This is a genomic window from Mycolicibacterium anyangense (genome assembly GCF_010731855.1).
In the GTDB taxonomy this organism is placed as follows: Bacteria; Actinomycetota; Actinomycetes; order Mycobacteriales; family Mycobacteriaceae; genus Mycobacterium; species Mycobacterium anyangense.
The window spans coordinates 4616863-4635889 of the sequence record NZ_AP022620.1 but is presented as its reverse complement, the minus strand read 5'-3'; the positions used below and the strand labels follow the sequence as shown (position 1 = coordinate 4635889).

The window sequence follows — 19027 nt, the reverse complement described above, 5'->3', positions numbered from 1 at the left end:
GTAATCTGGAACGAATTCGTTCTAGATTATGACTGCCGCCACAGAATGGTCAAGGATGGGTTCATGACAGTCGACGGGCGCACCTACGGCGGCCTGACCGCCGAGCAACGGTCGCGGGAACGCCGACAACGCCTGCTCGATGCGGCGCGGGCACTCATCGCCGAGGTCGGCGTGGCAGCTCTGACCGTCGACCTGGTCTGCCAGCGGGCCACCCTGAGCAAGCGCTACTTCTACACCGAGTTCGCCACCAAGGACGATCTACTCGATGTCTGCGCCGACGACCTCTACGCGCGATTGCACCAGGCGATGACCGAGGTTGTTCAGACAGCGCCGATGGAAATCCGGGTGAGCCAATCGATTCGGGCCACCCTGGACATCCTGGCGGACCCACCAGACGCGCGGTTGTACATGGAATCGCCCGGCTTCCCCCGGTTGCGCGCCCGCCAGCAGCAGGCCGTTCACGAGGTGACCGCACTGATGGCCACAAGCGGTCTGCCGTTCACCGGAAGGCCGAAACCGTCGATAGACCGCACCCTGGCGACGCGCGCATTGGTCACGGCCACCTCGGAACTGCTCATCGGATGGCTGCAGGGCGATGTCGACACCGACGAGGGCACGCTGATCGCGACGATCACGGCGACGTCACTGGGCGCAGCGCGAAACCTCTGATAACGACAGCTCACACCAGCCCTTCGGCAGCTGCAGCCACGACAGCGCCGGTGATGTTGCGCACCAACGCAGTGTCGAGCTTCCAGCACTGCCAGAACAGCGGAACATCAAGGTGCGCATCGGTTATCAGCTCGAACGAACCTGACCTGATATCAGGGGCGGCGAGTCGCTCGGGAAACATTCCCCATCCGAGCCCGGCCCGCACGGCGGCCGCGAAGCCCTCGGCAGTGGGTACATAGTGCACGGGCCTGCCGATATCACGCCGGAATGCCTTGCGCACCAACATGTCCTGAAGTGCGTCGTCCCGGTTCCAGGCCAGTGACGGCGCCAGGCCCACCGCCTGGACGGTGAAGCCTTCGGGCAGATAGCGCTCGATGTAGGCGCCGGTGGCCACTGGGACGTACCGCATCACACCGAGCGGATGGACGCGGCACCCGCCGATCGGGGTGTGTTCGGTGGTCACCGCGCCCATCACCGCCCCCTCCCGCAGCAGGCGCGCCGAATGGTCCTGGTCCTCGATCCGCAGATCGAACAGCACCTCGGGCACTGCGGTGAAGACCGTGGTGAACCAGGTGGCCATCGAGTCGGCGTTCACCGCGATCGCCGCGCGCGTTGGCTGGGCCCCACTTCCGGTTTCCCGCAGCGCCTCGGATTCCAGCAACGCGATCTGCGCGGCAAGCCTCAGCAGCGGAACTCCGGCATCGGTGACCGAACACGGCTTCTGCCGCACCACCAGGACCTGGCCGACGCGTTGCTCGAGCGACTTGATCCGCTGGCTGATCGCCGACGGCGTCACATGCAACCGCTCGGCGGCGGCATCGAAACTGCCGAGATCGATGACGGCGGCCAGCGCCGCCAGTTGGTCCCCGCCGATGGCCACATTAACGATGCTAATCGTTAGTAAGAATCATTAGTTGGACTTCAGCAAGTCGGCTTCCTAGCGTCGACGTCGTGTCCTCACCCCTGCTCGTCGGATTTCTCACCTCGATGACGCTGATCGCGGCCATCGGTGCGCAGAACGCCTTCGTCCTGCGCCAGGGCATCCGGGGCGAGCACGTGCTGGCGGTCGTCAGCGTGTGCGCGCTATCCGATCTGCTGCTCATCTCCGCAGGCATCGCCGGGATCGGCGCACTCATCACCGCACACCCGCAGACCGTCACCATCGCCAAGGTGGGCGGTGCGGCGTTCCTACTCGGCTACGCCGCCCTGGCCGCCCGGCGGGCGTTGCGCCCGTCGGCCCTGAACGCCTCCCAGGACGGCCCGGCCCGACTGGCCTCGGTGGTGCTCACCTGCCTGGCCCTGACCTTCCTCAACCCGCACGTCTACCTGGATACCGTCGTGCTGCTGGGCACCATCGCCAACCAGCACACCGATAGCCGGTGGCTGTTCGGCGTGGGTGCGGTCAGTGCCAGCGTCGTCTGGTTCGTCAGCCTCGGCTTCGGTGCCCGACGGCTGGCGGGACTGTTCGCCACCCCGAACACCTGGCGCATTCTGGACGGGCTGATCGCCGTGACGATGAGCGCACTCGCGGTCTCGCTGATCGTCGGCTGACCAGAATTCGGGCCTCCGACGGGCGCGTCAATACCTCAATAGGTGAGAATCGACGCATGTCGGAGGCTATGCGTTTCCCCAGCCTGAGGGAGCGGAAGAAGGCCAGGACGCGGGAGACCATCCGGCGCGAGGCATTCCGCCTGTTCGACGAGCGCGGTTACGCCGAGACCACCGTCGAGCACATTGCCCAGGCTGCCGACATCTCGGCCAGCACCTTCTTCCGGTATTTCCCGAGCAAAGAGTCGGTGCTACTGGCCGACGACCTGAGCCAGGTGATGCTGGAGTCGCTCGCCACCCAGAATCTGGAGATGACGCCGATCGCGGCGTTTCGACAGGCCGTCCACGATGCCTACGAGCGGATGTCTGCCGACGAATGGGACACCGAGAAGACGCGGCAACGGTTGATCTACTCACTGCCCGAACTGCAACCCGCACTGCGCGAGGAGTTCAACACCCTGGTGCAGGGAGTGTCCGAGGCCATGGGCCGGCGCCTGCACCGCGCGCCGCACGAACTGGAGATTCGCACCTTCGCCGGCGCCGTCGTCGGTGCGGTGGTGGCGCTGGGCAACCGGGGGCCCTTCTCACTGGACAACGTCGACCAGGCCCTCTCCGTCCTCGAGTCGGGACTTCGGCTGGATTGAGCTAATGTCGCGCCGTGGGCACGCACTGGAGCAGGCGTGAGTTCCTGGGAGCCGCCGGCGCGGCCGGGTTGCTCTTCGCGACGGCATGTTCGTCGAAGGACGCCGGGGACTCGACGCCGACAACGGTCACCGTCAAGCACATCTTCGGCGAAACCACGCTGAAGGCACCGCCCACCCGGGTGGTCAGTGCCGGACTCACCGAGCAGGATGATCTCCTGGCCGTCGGGGTGGTGCCGGTGGCCGTCACCACCTGGTTCGGCGATCAGCCGTTCGGCGTATGGCCCTGGGCGACCCCCAAGTTGGGTACCGCCCAGCCGGTTGTGCTCAACCTGGACAACGGAATTCAGGTCGACGAGATCGCCAGGCTCAAACCCGACCTGATCGTGGCCATCAACGCCGGCCTCGATGCCGACACCTACCAGAAGCTCACCGCCATCGCCCCCACCATTGCTCAGTCGGACGGCGACGCCTTCTTCGAACCGTGGAAGGATCAGGCCGCCGCGGTGGCCACGGCCGTGTTCAAGGTCGAGACGATGCGACAGCTGATCAGCGGCGTGGACAACAGGTTCGCCGACATCGCCAAGGCCAATCCCGGCTTCAAGGACAAGAAGGCGGTGCTGCTGGCGGGCAGTGCCTCGGCAGGGACCTTCACAGCGACGCTGCCCGGTTGGCGCACCGACTTCCTGACGACCATGGGTTTGAAGATCCCGGACACCCTGTCCCGCTTCGCCGTCGATGACGACCGGGCGGCGATCCCCCGGGACAAGCTCGGCGACGCCCTCGACGGGGCCGACGTGCTGATCTGGTGCACCGACAGCGACGCCGATCAAGCTGCTCTGCTGGCGGATCCCGCAGTGGCCGCGCTGACCGCCACCCGGCAGAACCGCAATGTCTACACCGGCAAGGACTTGGCCGGGGCCATCGCCTTCTCCTCGCCGCTGTCCTATCCCCTGGTGGCCGATCAGCTGCCGGCACTCGTCGCCCGCGCGCTGGGTTGACCCACATGTTTGGATAGCACCCGTGACAAGCAGCCAGACCGACGCAGCACGACAGGACGCCCCCATCCCGGGCTTCGCCCAGGTCGGCTCTCGCTATTATCCGATCCTCGTCGCCGTCTTCACCGCGCTGGTGATCATCTCGAACGTCACCGCGACCAAGGGGGTGGCGTTCGGCCCGATCATCACCGACGGCGGATTCATCGTCTTCCCGCTGACATACGTGATCGGTGACGTGCTGTCCGAGGTGTACGGCTTCAAGGCCGCGCGCCGCGCCATCATCCTGGGGTTCGCGATGAACGGCCTTGCGGCCCTGGCCTTCTGGGTGACGATCTACCTGCCGTCCGCCGACTTCTACACCAATCAAGAGCATTTCGAGAACATCGTCCACGCCTACACCCAGCTGATCGTGGCCGGGCTGGCCGGCTTCATCGTCGGCCAGACCATCAACGCCTGGACGGTTGTCAAGATCAAGGAACGCACCAAGGAAAAGCACCTGTGGGCGCGGCTGGTGGGTTCGACGTTCGCGGGTCAACTCGGTGACACCCTGGTGTTCTGCAGCATTGCCGCCGGCGCGATCGGCATCACCACCTTCAAGGACTTCGCCACCTACACCGCGCTGGGCTGGCTCTACAAGACCGCGGTCGAAGTGGTCATGCTGCCGGTCACCTACCGCGTGATCGCCTACATCAAGCGGCACGAGCCCACCTACACCGCGATGGTGTGACGGCCGCGATAAATATGAGATGCCTGGCAGGTCTGAATCTTTGGTAAGGCAGCTCTGGCAGTGCTCGAAAATCAGCGAGGTAACGCCGGCAACGGATCTACCGTCGGCCAATGAGTGTGGTGACAGATCTCATGGTGTCCAACACGATCCGCGATTACGGTGACCAGGGTCTGCTGCTCGAATGCGAGTCGGCAGATGAGGTGCTCGCGCTGACGGACGCGCTGCAGCGCGAGCGCATCCCCGGCGTCCTCGACGTCGTCCCGGGCGCCCGCACGGTACTGGTCAAACTGGATGGTGCCCGGCTACAGGCCGCCACCCGGCGCCGACTCAGCGCACTGAGCGTCGAGGACCCCGCCGACGCCGCGGGGCATCGCACCGAGGTGGTGATCGACGTCGTCTACGACGGCGCCGACCTCCACGACGTGGCCCGCCACACCGGACTGGCCGTCTCAGCCGTCATCGAGGCACACACCGCGACCCCCTGGCGGGTCGGATTCGGCGGATTCGCACCGGGTTTCGCCTACCTGATCGACGGTGACCCGCGCCTGGACGTGCCGCGCCGAAGTGAGCCGCGGACCAGGGTGCCCGCCGGTTCAGTCGGCCTGGCAGGAGAATTCAGCGGCATCTATCCGCGCCAGTCGCCGGGCGGGTGGCAGTTGATCGGGCACACCGATGCGGTGTTGTGGGATATCGACCGCCCGGTGCCTGCGCTGCTGCTACCCGGCATGTCGGTGCGGTTCCGGGCTGTCTGAGGGGGCGCCGTGATCACCCTGGAGATTCTGCGGACCGGGCCGCTGGCGCTGGTGCAGGACCTCGGCCGGCCCGGCCTGGCGCATATGGGCGTCACCCGGTCCGGCGCGGCCGACCGGCGGTCACACCGGCTGGCCAACCGTCTGGTGGCCAACCCCGACGACTGGGCCACCGTCGAGGTGATGCTCGGCGGATTCGCTGCCCGAGTGCACGGCGGTGACCTCGACATCGCGGTCACCGGCGCCGACACCGATCCCGCCGTCGGTGGAATCCCGTTCGGAACCAATAGTATTCATCATGTCCGCGGTGGCGAAGTGATCTCGCTCGGCGCACCGCACTCCGGTATCCGGTCCTATCTCGCGGTGCGCGGCGGTATCGCCGTCGAGCCAGTACTCGGCTCCCGCAGTTACGACATGATGTCGGCGATCGGACCCCGGCCGCTGCAGCCGGGCGACGTGATCCCGGTGGGCCCGCACACCGACGACTACCCCGAGCTCGAGCAGGCGCCGGTGGCCGCGATCGCCGACGACCTGCTGGAGTTGGGCGTGGTGCCCGGCCCGCGTGAGGACTGGTTCACCGATGCCGACGCACTGGTACACACCCACTGGGTGGCCAGCGAGCGCAGCGACCGCGTCGGCACGCGGCTGATCGGGACACCGCTGGCGCACCGGTGGCCGCAGCGACAGCTGCCCAGTGAGGGCGCCACCCGCGGTGCCATCCAGGTACCGCCGAACGGACAGCCGGTCATCCTGGGACCCGATCACCCGGTGACAGGCGGCTACCCCGTGATCGGGGTCGTCACCGACGCCGATGCCGACAAGGTGGCCCAGATCCGGCCCGGTCAGAAGCTTCGTCTGCACTGGACGCGTCCGCGTATTGCCGCAGGAACGTCTGCGGGCTGGTAGAGCTGACGGTGTGCACGCGCAGCTCCACACCGCCCGGCTGATCCACACCAGCGATCTCGACCACGACACCCGCCGCGACGCCCACCTCATGGTGACCGAGGCGTTCGGCGGGTTCGCCGAGTTCACCGACTCCGATTGGGAGCACGCCCTAGGCGGTATGCACGCCGTGATCGTCCACCGCGGGGCGCTGATCGCGCACGCCGCCGTTGTCCAGCGTCAGCTGCTGTATCAAGGCACAGCGCTGCGGTGCGGTTATGTGGAGGGAGTCGCCGTCCGCGAGGACTGGCGGGGTCAGGGCCTGGGGCATGCGTTGATGGACGCGATCGAGCAGGTGATCCGCGGGGCCTACCAACTCGGCGCACTCAGCGCGAGCCCGGCCGGCGAGAAGATCTACCGTCGGCGGGGTTGGCTACCCTGGCAGGGCCCGACGTCGGTGCTGGCGCCGGCGGGTCGGACCCGCACCCCGGACGACGACGGATCGATCTTCGTCCTACCGGTGGAGGTCGGCATGGATCCGGCCGCCGAACTGTCCTGCGACTGGCGCGACGGGGATGTCTGGTGACGCCCACTACATTGTGTGGTTTATATATCTTCGGCTGACGGATTCCCACTCGATGGCGAAAATACCCTGGCGCCTGATCTCACAGCGCTTGCAGCACAGCACATTTCGTCCGCGCTTCGCGGGAACTGCCTGTTCGACGCGTTCGTGAAACGGATCGGAAGCGTTCGGAAAGCAGGGCGGATTCTCGAAAAGACCCAGTGAACTCGCCGAACAAGGGCCACTATTGCAGCTATATAATGCACATGATATAGATTCCTGGTGGGTATCCAGCTAACCGACAGCGATGTCAGCGAATGCGTCGGGGAACTTCTGGATCACGCCATCGATCTGACCGCCCGATTCCTCGCCGACCGCTCCGAGCTGAGCACCACCGCGGCGTACACCTTGAACCGGACCGACCGTGAGGGCCCGATCAGGCTCACCACGCTGGCCGCCCGTGAAGGAATCAGCCAGCCCTCGATGACACAACTCATCCAGCGCCTCGAACGCGCCGGACTGGTGACTCGACTGCCCGACCCGGACGACGGCCGGGCGGCCCTCATCGATATCACCGACGCCGGACGGATGTTGCTGGCCGAGCGACGTCGGCAGCGCCGGCACCGGTTGACCTCGCTGCTTGCCACCCTGACCCCCGAGGAGCAATGCGCGCTGTGGCATTCCGCGCAGGTCGCCCTGCCGATCCTCGACAAGCTCGCCGCCAGCGCGGAGGGTGTTGCGAACGACTGCCCGGGCCGCGCGACGGAGACCGAGTAGGTCCGGGGATCGACTCTCTAACAGAGGTTATCGAAAGGTGTTGAGATGAAGGCGGTTCCGGTGGTCCGCGGCCTGAAGAAGGTGTGGATACCGCTTGTGTTGATCGTGGTGCTGGCGGTCTCAGGCCTTGTCGTGTCCCGACTGCACAAGATGTTCGCATCCCAGAACCTCAACGCCGGCGCAGGCGCGGGCATCGAGATCGTCCAGTTCAACCCGAAGGTGCTGGTTTACGACGTCTACGGCGCGCCGGGGACCAGCGCTCAGATCAGCTACTTCGATCCGGAGGCCAACGTGCACACGATCACCGTTCCACTGCCGTGGTCGGTCACCCTGTCGACCACTCTCCCCACCGTCAGCGCCAGCCTGATGGCACAGACCGACGGTGATCAGATCGGATGCCGAGTGACAGTCAATGGTGTTGTTCGCGAGGAGAAATCAGCCGATGGCGTCAACGCCCAGACCTACTGCCTGGTGAAGTCCGCATGACCCACACCGTCGCCACACCCGAGTCCGGCTCCCACCAGAAGCGGCCGGTCGTGCCCCACCTGATCCGCATTCTCTCGGTCCCGATCATCCTGTTCTGGATCGCCGTCTCCGTCGTGGTCAACGTGGTGGCACCACAGCTCGAAGTCGTCGGCGAGATGCATGCGGCGCCGATGGCTCCCTACGACGCCCCGTCGATGATCGCGATGAAGAAGATGGGCGCCGACTTCCAGGAGTTCAACTCCAACAGCACGATCATGGTCGTGATCGAAGGCCAGCAGAAACTCGGCCCCGACGCGCACGCCTATTACGACGAGATCATCCGCAAGCTGCGCCAGGATCCAACACACATCCAGCACATCCAGGATTTCTGGGGCGACACGCTGACGGCTGCCGGCGCCCAGAGTGCCGACGGCAAGGCGGCATACGTGATGCTGAACCTTGCCGGTGAGCAAGGTCTGACGCTGGCCAACGAAGGCGTCGAGGCGGCGCGCAATGTCATCGCCGACACCAAAGCGCCGCCCGGGGTGCAGGCCTACGTCGCGGGCCCGGCCGCGTTGACCCACGACACCCACGTCATCGGCAACGCCAGCCTCGCCGAGATCACCTTGATCACGCTCGTGGCCATTGCCGGCATGCTGCTGGTGGTCTATCGCTCGATCCGCACCACACTGATCCAGCTGTTCCTGACGTTCCTCGCCCTGCTGACCGCGCGTGGTGTGGTGTCGGTGCTGGCCAGCCATGGCGCCTTCGGAATGACCACCTTCGCCGGGAACATCCTGACCATGCTCGCCATCGCCGCGGCCACCGACTACGGCATCTTCATCTTCGGCCGGTACCGTGAGGACCGCGGGATGGGTCTGGATCGAGATGAATCCTATTACGCCACATTCAAATCCGTCGCCCCCGTCATCGTGGGCTCCGGTTTGACCATCGCCGGTGCGACATACTGCCTGAGCTTCGCCCGACTGCCCTACTTCTCCACCATGGGCGCCCCGGTGGCGATCGGCATGCTCGTGGTCGTGGCGATCTCCGTCACGCTCGGCCCAGCGGTGCTCTACCTGGGCAGCCGGGTGGGTCTCTACGAGTCGAAACGTCCGCCACAGAGCCGGTTCTGGCGAAAGGTCGGCACCGCTGTGGTGCGTTGGCCCGCACCGATCTTCGTGGCCAGCCTGTTCGTCGTCCTGCTCGGACTGGTTGCGATCCCCGGCTATAAGCCGGCCTACAACGACCGCTACTACATGCCCAAGGACGCGCCGGTCAACATCGGCTTCGCCGCGGCCGACCGCCATTTCACCCAGGCCCGGATGAACCCCGACATCATGATGATCCAGGCCGATCACGACATGCGTAATCCCGCCGACATGCTGGTGCTCAACAAGGTCGCCAGCAATGTCATGCACACCGACGGTATCGCGATGGTGCAGAGCATCACCCGGCCACTGGGCATCCCGATCCAGCACAGCTCGATCCCGTTCCAGACCAGCGTCGCCGGCCAGACCACCAACATGAATCTGCCGTTCCAGCAGGATCAGCTGGCCAACCAGCTCAAGACCGTCGACACGATGAACACCTCGATCGACATCCTGGAGCAGCAATACCAGTTGTCGCTCAAGCAAACTCAGCTCACCCAGGACTCGGCGGCCAAGTCGGCGGACCTGTTGGAGACCACGAAGGCGTTGCGGGACAACATCGCCAACTTCGACGACCAGTTCCGGCCGATGCGCAACTACTTCTACTGGGAACCGCACTGCTTCGACATCCCGCTCTGTTCGGCAACGAAGTCGCTGTTCGACTCCCTGGACGGGATCGACGAGGTCACCGACAAAACTCAAGCGGTGCAGGGCAACACCGATCAGCTGGCCGCGCTGGCACCACAGCTGACCGCGCTGCTGCCCCAGACGATCGCGTCGATGAAAGTCAGCCGGGACCTGGCGCTGGCGTCGTACAACAACCAGAAGGCGCTGCTCGACCAGATGCAGGCCAGTAACGACACCGCGCTGGCGATGGGCTCCAGCTTCGACCAGGCCAAGAATGACGATCTGTTCTTCCTGCCGCCGGAAGCCTTCCAGAATCCGGACTTTCAGCGCGGTCTGAAGATGTTCCTATCCCCCGACGGCAAGTCCGCCCGCATGTTCATCACCCATGAGGGCGACCCTGCCACAGTGGAGGGCATCGCCAGGGTCGACGCCGAGCGAAAAGCAGCCCAAGAGGCGCTCAAGATGTCGTCGCTGTCGAATGCCAAGGTGTACCTCGGCGGTGTCGCGGCGACCTACAAGGACATGTCCGACGGAGCGCGCTATGACCTGCTGATCGCCGTGGTGTCGTCGTTGACGCTGATCTTCATGATCATGTTGATCCTGACCCGCAGCGTGGTCGCCGCACTGGTGATCGTCGGCACTGCGGGCAGCTCGATCGCGGCGTCCTTCGGTATCTCGGTGCTGCTCTGGCAGGACCTGTTCGGCATCCAGGTGCAATGGCTGGTCATGCTGATGTCGGTGATCATCCTGTTGGCCGTCGGCTCGGACTACAACCTGCTGCTGGTCTCCCGTTTCAAGGATGAGATCCACGCGGGCCTGAAGACCGGGATCATCCGCTCGATGGCGGGCACCGGTGGCGTGGTGACCTCGGCCGGCCTGGTGTTCGCCGCGACCATGGCGGGCATGATGTTCAGCCAGCTGACGGTGTTGGCCCAGATGGGCTCGACGATCGCGATCGGTCTGCTGATCGACACCTTCATCGTGCGCTCGCTGTTGATGCCGTCGATCGCGACCATGCTGGGACGCTGGTTCTGGTGGCCCCAGGTGGTCTACCCGCGCGGCGACAACCACTTCCGGGCCCGGCAGGCAACTCCGCCCACGCCGCCGGCCGGCGACGAGGACACCGCGGAGGTGCCCGCCGGGGCCTGAATTACTGCCAGCGGCCGAGGATCTCGCGCGCCCGCACCGCCAGTGCGGCCTGCCAGAACGGTCCGAAGCTGATCCGTCCCACGCCCAGCGGCCCGAACGAGGCCGGGTCGTCGGATTCCGGCAGGGCGATCGCGTTGATCGGCAGCGGCAGCTCGGTGGCCAGCCGGCGCAACGTGTCGTCGTCATGGCGACCGACGGGATAGAGGACGTCGGCACCGGCGTCGGCAGCCTCGGTAAGTCGGGCGATGGCACGCTCCACCCGATCGGAGGCGTCGCCGTCCTGGCGCAGGAACAGATCCGTGCGGGCGTTGACCACCAGATGAACTCCGGCCGCGTCGGCGCCGGCACGCAGTGCGCCCACCAACTCGGCGTGCTCGGACGCCGACCGCAGCCGACCGCCCTCGGAGTGCACGGTGTCCTCGACGTTGAGGCCCACCGCCCCCGCCCCGAGCAGACCCTCGATCAGCCGCCCCGCGGGCAGCCCGTACCCGGACTCGATGTCGACCGAGATGGGCACGTCGACCGCTGCGGTGATCTGGGTGACGCGGGTGAGCAGGTCGTCGAACGTCATGCCCTCGTTGTCCGGCTTCCCGATGGAGTCGGCGACCGGGTGACTGCCGACGGTCAGCGCGGTGAAACCGGCCTCGACGGCCAGCTTGGCCGACCACGCGTCCCACACCGTGGGCAGAACCACCGGATTGCCGGGCTGATGAAGCGCCAACAACGTTGCGGCACGTTCGGCGAGATTCTTCGGGTCGGTCATGGCGTCAGTCCTTGTCTCGGGTGGTTCAGGTGACTTCGGGTGGTGCAACACGGCCGGCGACAGACCCTTACCGGACGTGACCTGTCTCACTTTTAGTCGGCGACGTGGCTAACATCGGGTGCCGTAATGTGATTCATAACACTTTCAGCCCCGAGGAGGTCCGTTGTCCACCACGACCGAATTGACCGAACTGCACCATCTGATCGGCGGCCTGCGGCAGTGCGTGCTGTCGATGAAGTCCAAATACGGCGACTCCCCGGCAATGCGTCGAATCGTCAACGACACCGAGCGAATCCTCAATGACGTCGAGCTACTGGATATCGACGCCAATGAACTCGAGCTCGGCCAGCAAACGATCATCGTGTCGGGCGAGAAGATCCCCGTTCCCGACACCCCCTACGACTCGACCTTCTGGCGCGACGTCGATGACGAGGGTGTCGGCGGCCACAACCGTCGTTGAGACCACTTTTCACCGGGTGCTGTGATCTGGGTACCCTCCAAACAGTTCATGAGAAGGGGATCACAGTAGATGAGCGCACCTGCGGGTAACCGCCCTGCGACCGGCGTCTTCTCACCGGGTCGCGCCCAGATACCGCAGCGCACGCTGCGCACCGACAACTGGCTGAAGTCGCCGATCCTCACCGACCTGGGATTCGCGGCATTCATCATCTACGCGACGGTGCGGGCCTTTCAGCGGGACCACTTCTTCGTCCCGCAGTACCACTACCTGACGCCGTTCTACTCCCCGTGTCTGAGCAAGGCGTGCGGGGAGGCCAGTGACTTCTGGCCGCAGATCCTGCCCGCGACCGGCCCGCTGTCACTGCTCCCCTACGCCCTGCTGTCGTTGCCGTTCCTGCTGCTGTTCCGGCTCACCTGCTACTACTACCGCGGGGCCTACTACCGTTCGGTGTGGCAGTCCCCCACCGCCTGCGCCGTCGCCGAGCCGCACGCCAAATACACTGGGGAAACCCGTCTTCCGCTGATCATCCAGAACAGCCACCGGTACTTCTTCTACATCGCCGGCATCATCTCGGTGATCAACACCTACGACGCGATCGTCGCCTTCCACTCCGACAAGACCGCCAGCGGTTTCGGGTTCGGCCTGGGCAACGTCATCCTGGTGGCCAACGTCGTGCTGCTCTGGATCTACACGCTGTCGTGCCACTCCTGCCGCCACGTCACCGGGGGCCGGCTCAAGCACTTCTCCAAGCACCCGGTCCGCTACTGGATCTGGACCCAGGTCAGCAAGATCAACACCCGCCACAAGCTGTTCGCGTGGATCACCCTGGGCAGCCTGATGCTGACCGACTTCTACGTCGCGCTGGTGGCCAGTGGGACCATCTCTGACCTGAGATTCATTGGCTGACAAGCATTTTCTGCCCATAGTTTGAGTGAGGACACATGACGGTTGAGGTCGAACGGCATTCCTACGACGTAGTCGTGATCGGTGCCGGCGGCGCGGGCCTACGAGCGGTGATCGAGGCTCGCGAACGGGGCCTGCGGGTGGCCGTCGTGACGAAGTCGCTGTTCGGTAAGGCCCACACCGTGATGGCCGAAGGCGGTTGCGCCGCTGCGATGCGCAACGTCAACACCAAGGACAGCTGGCAGGTTCACTTCGGTGACACGATGCGCGGCGGCAAGTTCCTCAACAACTGGCGGATGGCCGAGCTGCACGCTCAGGAAGCCCCCGACCGGGTATGGGAGCTCGAGACCTACGGCGCACTGTTCGACCGGACCAAGGACGGCCGGATCAGTCAGCGCAACTTCGGCGGCCACACCTACCCGCGGCTGGCCCACGTCGGTGACCGCACCGGCCTGGAGATCATCCGCACCCTGCAGCAGAAGATCGTCTCGCTGCAGCAGGAGGACAAGAAGGAACTCGGCGACTACGAGGCCCGGATCAAGGTCTTCCATGAATGCTCCATCACCGAACTGATCAAAGACGGCGACGCGATCGCGGGAGCCTTCGGCTACTGGCGCGAAACCGGCAAGTTCGTCCTGTTCGAGACGCCGGCCGTGGTGCTGGCCACCGGCGGTATCGGTAAGTCGTTCAAGGTGTCGTCGAACTCCTGGGAGTACACCGGCGACGGACACGCCCTGGCGCTGCGCGCGGGTTCCGGCCTGATCAACATGGAGTTCATCCAGTTCCACCCCACCGGTATGGTCTGGCCGCTGTCGGTCAAGGGCATCCTGGTCACCGAGGGTGTGCGCGGTGACGGCGGTGTTCTGAAGAACTCCGAGGGCAAGCGCTTCATGTTCGACTACATCCCCGAGGTGTTCAAGGGGCAGTACGCCGAGACCGAGGCGGAAGCCGATCAATGGCTCAAGGACAACGACTCGGCGCGTCGCACGCCGGACCTGCTTCCCCGCGACGAGGTGGCCCGGGCCATCAACGATGAGGTCAAGGCCGGCCGCGGCACGCCGCACGGCGGTGTGTACCTCGACATCGCCTCCCGGATGACGCCCGAGGAGATCAAGAAGCGCCTGCCGTCGATGTACCACCAGTTCATCGAGCTGGCCGAGGTCGACATCACCAAGGACATGATGGAGGTCGGTCCGACCTGCCACTACGTCATGGGTGGTATCGAAGTCGACCCCGATTCCGGTGCCGGCGCGACGCCGGGCCTGTTCGCTGCGGGTGAGTGCTCGGGCGGTATGCACGGTTCCAACCGGCTGGGCGGCAACTCGCTGTCGGATCTGCTGGTGTTCGGCCGCCGCGCCGGGCTCGGAGCGTCCGACTACGTCCGGGCGCTCGCCCACCGGCCCACGGTGTCGGATGCGGCGCTCGAGGAGGCCGCCGGCCTGGCATTGGCGCCGTTCGAGCCGAAGGCCAATCCCGAGAATCCCTACACCCTGCACGCCGAGCTCCAGCAGTCGATGAACGACCTGGCCGGGATCATCCGCAAGGAAGGCGAGCTGCAGGAGGCACTGGCCAAGATCGACGAGCTCAAGGCGCGCTATGCCAACGTCGCCGTCGAAGGCGGGCGCGTCTTCAACCCGGGCTGGCACCTCGCGATCGACCTGCGCAACATGCTGCTGGTCAGCGAGTGTGTCGCCAAGGCCGCGCTGGCGCGCACCGAGAGCCGGGGCGGGCACACCCGCGACGACTACCCGAAGATGGATTCGCACTGGCGCAACAAGCTGCTGGTCTGCCGGGTCGCTCCCGGTGATGCGGTGGTGCCCGAGGTGACGGTGACGCCCGAACAGCAGCCGGTGATGCGGCCCGACCTGCTGGCCACGTTCGAGCTGTCCGAGCTCGAGAAGTACTACACCGACGATCAACTGGCCGAGCACCCGGACCGGAAGGGCTGACCATGGCTGCATACGACGCGAAACTGCGGGTGTGGCGCGGCGACGAAACCGGCGGCGACCTGCAGGACTACACCGTCGAGGTGAACGACGGCGAGGTGGTACTCGACATCGTCCACCGGCTGCAAGCAACGCAGGCCGGTGACCTCGCGGTCCGCTGGAACTGCAAGGCCGGCAAGTGCGGCTCGTGTTCGGCGGAGATCAACGGCCGGCCGCGGCTGATGTGCATGACGCGCATGTCGACGTTCGGCCAGGACGAAGTCGTGACCATCACCCCGTTGCGGACCTTCCCCGTCATGCGCGACCTGGTCACCGATGTGTCCTTCAACTACGAGAAGGCCCGGGAGATCCCGTCGTTCACTCCCCCCAAGGATCTGCAGCCCGGCGAATACCGGATGCAGCAGGAGGATGTGAACCGCAGCCAGGAATTCCGCAAGTGCATCGAATGCTTCCTGTGCCAGAACGTGTGCCACGTCAACCGCGACCACGAGGAGAACAAGAAGTCCTTCGCCGGCCCGCGGTACCTGATGCGACAGGCTGAGCTGTCGATGCATCCGCTGGACACCCTGGATCGTCGCAACATGGCCCAGGAGGAGAACGGCCTGGGCTTCTGCAACATCACCAAGTGCTGCACCGAGGTGTGCCCCGAGCACATCAAGATCACCGACAACGCGCTGATCCCGCTGAAGGAGCGGGTGGTCGACCGCAAGTACGACCCGGTGGTCTGGCTCGGCAACAAGCTGTTCGGCAAGAAATAGGCCCTTTTCGACGAGCGTGAATCTGCTGCGAAATCTCACCCGATTTTTCGCAGTGGGTTCACGCTCGTCGCTATCTGGGTAGCCTCGCGATATGGGAACAGCCCACAGCATCAACGAGATTCGCACTGCGATCCGCGAGCTCTCAGCCCGCGCCGAACTGGCCCGCAAAGAGGGTCGGGGCGACGACGCGACCGAGATCGAGCGCCGCATCGCGGGCTATCGCGACGAACTCGCCGAGCGACCCTGACGGCGGGTGTGCCGGTCAGGCTGGGCTAGCTGCTCAGCCTGCGAAACGAGCTGCGGTGGAACACGATCGGGGCGACGTCGTCATGCACGGTGATGTCGGTGACCCGCAGGATGACGATGGTGTGGTCGCCGGCCGGAATCAGCTGCTCGATGGCACTCTCGAGCCAGACGCTGGTGCCGTGGATGAAGACCGCGCCGTTGCGCGACTCGGTCTGCAGGCCGGCGAAACGGTCTCCGGTCTTGGCGGCCAAAGTCCGGGCGGCGACATCGTGGCTCTCGCCGAGCACACTGATGCCCAGCAGCGGAGCACCTGCCAGCTTGGGCCAGGTTTCCGAGGTGTTCTGCACACAGAACGACACCAGCGGCGGGTCCAGTGAGACCGGGACGAAGGTGGAGGCGGCCAGGCCGACCCGCGTACCGCTCACTTCAGCGGCGATCGCGATGACTCCGGTCGGGTAGTGACCGAAGGCCTCACGTAGCGAACTCGAACTCAACTCGGTAGTGCCCATGACGACCCCATCATGGCACCGAGGCCGCCTGTTGTCCGGGCCCGTCCCACCAGCCGGTCCCCTTTTCACAGATGGTCCTTAGCCGTGCCAGGGCGCGAACATATTTACGGTTGAGTAACCTGTGGCCATGTCGAATGTCTCGCTCTTGACCGTGTTGCGCGAGCGGGCGAGTTCGACACCAGACGACGTCGCGTTCACCTTCACCGACTACGACCAGGACGCCGACGGTATCGCGGACCGGCTGACGTGGGCGCAGCTCTACCGGCGCACCGTCAACGTGGCCGAGGAGCTGAGCAGGCACGGCTCACCCGGTGACCGCGCGCTGATCATCGCGCCCCAGGGATTGCCCTACATCGTCGGGTTCCTGGGGGCGATGTGGGCCGGTTTCATCGCCGTCCCGCTGTCGGTCCCCGTCGCCGGGTCACACGACGAGCGGGTGAGCGCCGTGGTCACCGATACCTCACCTGCCGTGGTGCTGACCACGGCAGCGGTTGCCGATGTCGCGGCCCAGTACGTCGATGACGGCGCGGCCGTGATCGCGGTGATCGCGGTGGATATGCTCGACCTCGACGCACCCCAGCCGCAGGACGCCGAGATCGCCGACGGCACCGACGTCGCCTACCTGCAGTACACCTCGGGCTCGACCCGGTTGCCGGCCGGGGTGATGATCTCGCATCGCAACGTGTGCGCGAACTTCGAGCAGCTGATGGCCGAATACCTGGCTCACTACGGTGGCACGTTCCCACCCGGGGTGACCCTGGTCTCGTGGCTGCCCTTCTACCACGACATGGGACTGATGCTCGGGATCGCTGCGCCCATCCTCAGCGGACACCCCGCCGACCTGATGAGCCCCATCTCCTTCCTGTCCCGTCCGGCTCGGTGGCTGGAAGCCATGGCCCGCCAGGACAAGGCGTGGTCGGGTGCACCCAACTTCGCGTTCGATCTCACCGCACGGCGCGCCACCGACACCGAGCTGCAGGGTCTGGACCTCAGCGGCGTCATCGGCGTGATCAACGGCGCCGAGCGCATCCACCCGGAGACCCTGTACCGCTTCACAAAGACGCTGGCGCCCAACGGGTTTCGCCCAGAGATGATCGCGCCGTCGTACGGCCTGGCCGAGGCGACGGTGTACGTTGCCAGCGGCGGCGCCGATCGGGCACCCGAAACCGTCGAGTTCGATGCGGACGAACTGACCCAAGGCCGGGCGGTACGCACATCGGGCGGGACCGAACTGCTGCGCTACCAACCGCCGCGTTCACCGCTGCTGCGCATCGTCGACGCGCAGACCTGCCTGCTGTGCCCGGATGGCACCGTGGGCGAGATCTGGACGCATGGCGAGAACGTCTCCGCCGGCTACTGGCGCAAGCCCGAGCAGACCGGGTCCGCGTTCGGTGCTCGCCTTGCCGATCCCGTCGACGGGCTCGACGTCCCCGTCGACGGCTGGCTGCGCACCGGGGATCAGGGCTTCATCTCCGAGGGAGAGTTGTTCGTCGTCGGCCGCATCAAGGACATGCTGATCGTGCGCGGGCGTAACCACTATTCCGACGACATCGAGGCGACGGTGCAGCGGATCACCCGCGGCCGGGTGGCCGCCATCGCGGTGGCCGACGAGCAGACCGAGAAGCTGGTCGTCATCGCGGAGCTGAAGAAGACCCATGATCCCGAATCCCTGACGACGGCGAAAAACGATGTGATTGCCGCGGTTTCGCGCGCCCACGGGTTACAGGTCGCCGACATCGTCCTGGTGGAACCCGGGTCGATGCCCACCACCACCAGCGGCAAGATTCGCCGTGCGGCCAGTGCCGAGCAGTACGGTCGGGGGCAATTCGTGCGGTTGGACGCGCAACCGCTCAGCTGATGTGGTTCACCCTGCTGGTCATGGCGGCCGCGGTCAGTGTGGAGCCTTTCCGGGTCGGGATGACCGTGCTGATGCTGAATCGGCCGCGACCGGTCCTTCAGCTCGCCGCGTTCCTGTGTGGTGGTTTCCTGATGGGTCTGACCGTCGGTGCCGTCGTCGTCTTCGCGCTGGGAGCACACCTCACCGCCAGCGCCGACGTCACCCTGCCCACCGTGCAGATCACCATCGGCGCATTGGCGCTGCTGGCCGCGATCGTGCTGGCAGTCACGAAGGGCCGCGACAGGACACCACCGGACTGGCTTCGTCAGACCCTCACCCGGCCCTCACCGGTCTGGGCCGGGATCGCGGGGCTCGGGATCGCGCTGCCGTCCGTCGACTTCCTGGCGGCCATGGCTGTCATCGCCGCCGCCGACGTCGCCGCCGAGACCCGGCTGGCGGCGCTGCTGATGTTCAACGTCGTGGCGTTCACTCTGGTGGAGCTACCGCTGTTGGCCTATCTGGCCGCTCCCGGCCCGACCTACGCCGCGATCACCGCGGTGCATCGCTGGATCCGGGCCAGAAGCCGACGACAGGTCGCCGCCCTGCTGGCCGTGCTCGCAGTGGTGCTGCTCGCCGCGGGCGTGGCGTCGATGTGACCGG

The 19027-nt window shown here is 65.7% G+C and carries 21 protein-coding genes; 18 read left to right on the top strand and 3 right to left on the bottom strand.

Annotated elements, in window-relative coordinates; genetic code table 11:
- The first annotated feature begins 63 nt into the window (after positions 1-63).
- Positions 64-669, top strand: a complete 606-nt coding sequence (locus G6N35_RS21885) for a TetR/AcrR family transcriptional regulator (RefSeq protein ID WP_163806134.1) — start codon at positions 64-66, stop codon at positions 667-669.
- Positions 670-679: 10 nt separating this feature from the next.
- Here G6N35_RS21885 and G6N35_RS21880 read toward each other — a convergent pair whose 3' ends face one another.
- On the bottom strand, positions 680-1558 hold the full coding sequence (locus tag G6N35_RS21880) for a LysR family transcriptional regulator ArgP (RefSeq protein WP_246224685.1): 879 nt from the start codon (positions 1556-1558) through the stop codon (positions 680-682).
- A 62-nt stretch (positions 1559-1620) separates the two neighbouring features.
- On the opposite strand from G6N35_RS21880, the gene G6N35_RS21875 reads away from it, so the two are divergent.
- The 10 genes from G6N35_RS21875 to G6N35_RS21830 all read left to right on the top strand — a co-directional run bounded on the left by G6N35_RS21875 (position 1621) and on the right by G6N35_RS21830 (position 10945).
- The gene (locus G6N35_RS21875) at positions 1621-2220 is read left to right on the top strand and encodes a LysE/ArgO family amino acid transporter (RefSeq protein WP_163806132.1); all 600 of its coding nucleotides are present in this window, start codon (positions 1621-1623) and stop codon (positions 2218-2220) included.
- A 56-nt stretch (positions 2221-2276) separates the two neighbouring features.
- The gene (locus G6N35_RS21870) at positions 2277-2861 is read left to right on the top strand and encodes an acyl-CoA-like ligand-binding transcription factor (protein ID WP_163806131.1); all 585 of its coding nucleotides are present in this window, start codon (positions 2277-2279) and stop codon (positions 2859-2861) included.
- Between the two features lie 14 nt (positions 2862-2875).
- Complete coding sequence (locus G6N35_RS21865) at positions 2876-3859, top strand: ABC transporter substrate-binding protein (RefSeq protein WP_163806130.1); 984 nt, start codon at positions 2876-2878, stop codon at positions 3857-3859.
- Between the two features lie 22 nt (positions 3860-3881).
- The gene (locus G6N35_RS21860) at positions 3882-4583 is read left to right on the top strand and encodes a queuosine precursor transporter (RefSeq protein WP_179967406.1); all 702 of its coding nucleotides are present in this window, start codon (positions 3882-3884) and stop codon (positions 4581-4583) included.
- Between the two features lie 110 nt (positions 4584-4693).
- Positions 4694-5335, top strand: a complete 642-nt coding sequence (locus G6N35_RS21855) for a 5-oxoprolinase subunit B family protein (protein ID WP_163806129.1) — start codon at positions 4694-4696, stop codon at positions 5333-5335.
- A 9-nt stretch (positions 5336-5344) separates the two neighbouring features.
- Positions 5345-6238 (top strand): 5-oxoprolinase/urea amidolyase family protein, encoded by an 894-nt coding sequence (locus G6N35_RS21850; protein ID WP_163806128.1) that lies wholly within the window; start codon positions 5345-5347, stop codon positions 6236-6238.
- A 10-nt stretch (positions 6239-6248) separates the two neighbouring features.
- On the top strand, positions 6249-6800 hold the full coding sequence (locus G6N35_RS21845; RefSeq protein ID WP_163806127.1) for a GNAT family N-acetyltransferase: 552 nt from the start codon (positions 6249-6251) through the stop codon (positions 6798-6800).
- A gap of 258 nt (positions 6801-7058) precedes the next feature.
- Positions 7059-7553 carry a MarR family winged helix-turn-helix transcriptional regulator gene (locus G6N35_RS21840; RefSeq protein ID WP_246224461.1) on the top strand — a complete coding sequence of 165 codons (495 nt, stop codon included), beginning with the start codon at positions 7059-7061 and terminating at the stop codon, positions 7551-7553.
- 45 nt (positions 7554-7598) lie between these two features.
- On the top strand, positions 7599-8039 hold the full coding sequence (locus G6N35_RS21835; RefSeq protein WP_163806126.1) for an MmpS family transport accessory protein: 441 nt from the start codon (positions 7599-7601) through the stop codon (positions 8037-8039).
- Positions 8036-10945, top strand: a complete 2910-nt coding sequence (locus G6N35_RS21830) for an MMPL/RND family transporter (RefSeq protein WP_163806125.1) — start codon at positions 8036-8038, stop codon at positions 10943-10945. The genes G6N35_RS21835 and G6N35_RS21830 overlap by 4 nt, the downstream gene beginning before the upstream one ends.
- A 1-nt stretch (position 10946) precedes the next feature.
- Here the strand turns inward: G6N35_RS21830 and G6N35_RS21825 are convergent, their stop codons facing one another.
- On the bottom strand, positions 10947-11708 hold the full coding sequence (locus G6N35_RS21825) for an isocitrate lyase/PEP mutase family protein (RefSeq protein WP_163806124.1): 762 nt from the start codon (positions 11706-11708) through the stop codon (positions 10947-10949).
- A 163-nt stretch (positions 11709-11871) separates the two neighbouring features.
- Here G6N35_RS21825 and G6N35_RS21820 point away from each other — a divergent pair, with 163 nt between their 5' ends.
- The 5 genes from G6N35_RS21820 (at position 11872) to G6N35_RS26975 (ending at position 16022) form a co-directional block, all read left to right on the top strand.
- A complete protein-coding gene (locus G6N35_RS21820; protein WP_163806123.1) occupies positions 11872-12168 on the top strand; it encodes an Rv0250c family protein in 297 nt (98 codons plus the stop codon).
- A 69-nt stretch (positions 12169-12237) separates the two neighbouring features.
- Entirely contained in the window at positions 12238-13074 is an 837-nt protein-coding gene (locus G6N35_RS21815; RefSeq protein ID WP_163806122.1) for a succinate dehydrogenase subunit SdhC, read from the top strand.
- Between the two features lie 35 nt (positions 13075-13109).
- Entirely contained in the window at positions 13110-15020 is a 1911-nt protein-coding gene (locus tag G6N35_RS21810) for a fumarate reductase/succinate dehydrogenase flavoprotein subunit (protein WP_163806121.1), read from the top strand.
- Positions 15021-15022: 2 nt separating this feature from the next.
- The gene (locus G6N35_RS21805) at positions 15023-15775 is read left to right on the top strand and encodes a succinate dehydrogenase/fumarate reductase iron-sulfur subunit (RefSeq protein ID WP_163806120.1); all 753 of its coding nucleotides are present in this window, start codon (positions 15023-15025) and stop codon (positions 15773-15775) included.
- A 91-nt stretch (positions 15776-15866) separates the two neighbouring features.
- Positions 15867-16022, top strand: a complete 156-nt coding sequence (locus G6N35_RS26975) for a hypothetical protein (RefSeq protein WP_170313145.1) — start codon at positions 15867-15869, stop codon at positions 16020-16022.
- A gap of 25 nt (positions 16023-16047) precedes the next feature.
- Here the strand turns inward: G6N35_RS26975 and G6N35_RS21800 are convergent, their stop codons facing one another.
- Complete coding sequence (locus tag G6N35_RS21800) at positions 16048-16530, bottom strand: flavin reductase family protein (protein WP_163806119.1); 483 nt, start codon at positions 16528-16530, stop codon at positions 16048-16050.
- A gap of 127 nt (positions 16531-16657) precedes the next feature.
- Between G6N35_RS21800 and G6N35_RS21795 the strand changes: the two genes are divergently transcribed.
- Both G6N35_RS21795 and G6N35_RS21790 read left to right on the top strand, forming a co-directional pair.
- A complete protein-coding gene (locus G6N35_RS21795; protein ID WP_163806118.1) occupies positions 16658-18388 on the top strand; it encodes an AMP-binding protein in 1731 nt (576 codons plus the stop codon).
- Positions 18388-19023, top strand: coding sequence for a GAP family protein (locus tag G6N35_RS21790; protein ID WP_163806117.1), 636 nt, complete (start codon positions 18388-18390; stop codon positions 19021-19023). Before G6N35_RS21795 ends, G6N35_RS21790 begins: the two co-directional genes overlap by 1 nt.
- Positions 19024-19027: the final 4 nt, after the last annotated feature.

Excerpts from the sequence above, each read along its gene's own strand:
- G6N35_RS21885 (WP_163806134.1), top strand. The coding sequence starts at position 64 with ATGACAGTCGACGGGCGCACCTACGGCGGCCTGACCGCCGAGCAACGG.
- G6N35_RS21870 (WP_163806131.1), top strand. The coding sequence starts at position 2,277 with ATGTCGGAGGCTATGCGTTTCCCCAGCCTGAGGGAGCGGAAGAAGGCC.
- G6N35_RS21855 (WP_163806129.1), top strand. The coding sequence starts at position 4,694 with ATGAGTGTGGTGACAGATCTCATGGTGTCCAACACGATCCGCGATTAC.
- G6N35_RS21835 (WP_163806126.1), top strand. The coding sequence starts at position 7,599 with ATGAAGGCGGTTCCGGTGGTCCGCGGCCTGAAGAAGGTGTGGATACCG.
- G6N35_RS21830 (WP_163806125.1), top strand. The coding sequence starts at position 8,036 with ATGACCCACACCGTCGCCACACCCGAGTCCGGCTCCCACCAGAAGCGG.
- G6N35_RS21825 (WP_163806124.1), bottom strand. The coding sequence starts at position 11,708 with ATGACCGACCCGAAGAATCTCGCCGAACGTGCCGCAACGTTGTTGGCG.
- G6N35_RS21815 (WP_163806122.1), top strand. The coding sequence starts at position 12,238 with ATGAGCGCACCTGCGGGTAACCGCCCTGCGACCGGCGTCTTCTCACCG.
- G6N35_RS21810 (WP_163806121.1), top strand. The coding sequence starts at position 13,110 with ATGACGGTTGAGGTCGAACGGCATTCCTACGACGTAGTCGTGATCGGT.
- G6N35_RS21805 (WP_163806120.1), top strand. The coding sequence starts at position 15,023 with ATGGCTGCATACGACGCGAAACTGCGGGTGTGGCGCGGCGACGAAACC.
- G6N35_RS26975 (WP_170313145.1), top strand. The coding sequence starts at position 15,867 with ATGGGAACAGCCCACAGCATCAACGAGATTCGCACTGCGATCCGCGAG.
- G6N35_RS21800 (WP_163806119.1), bottom strand. The coding sequence starts at position 16,530 with ATGGGCACTACCGAGTTGAGTTCGAGTTCGCTACGTGAGGCCTTCGGT.
- G6N35_RS21795 (WP_163806118.1), top strand. The coding sequence starts at position 16,658 with ATGTCGAATGTCTCGCTCTTGACCGTGTTGCGCGAGCGGGCGAGTTCG.
- G6N35_RS21790 (WP_163806117.1), top strand. The coding sequence starts at position 18,388 with ATGTGGTTCACCCTGCTGGTCATGGCGGCCGCGGTCAGTGTGGAGCCT.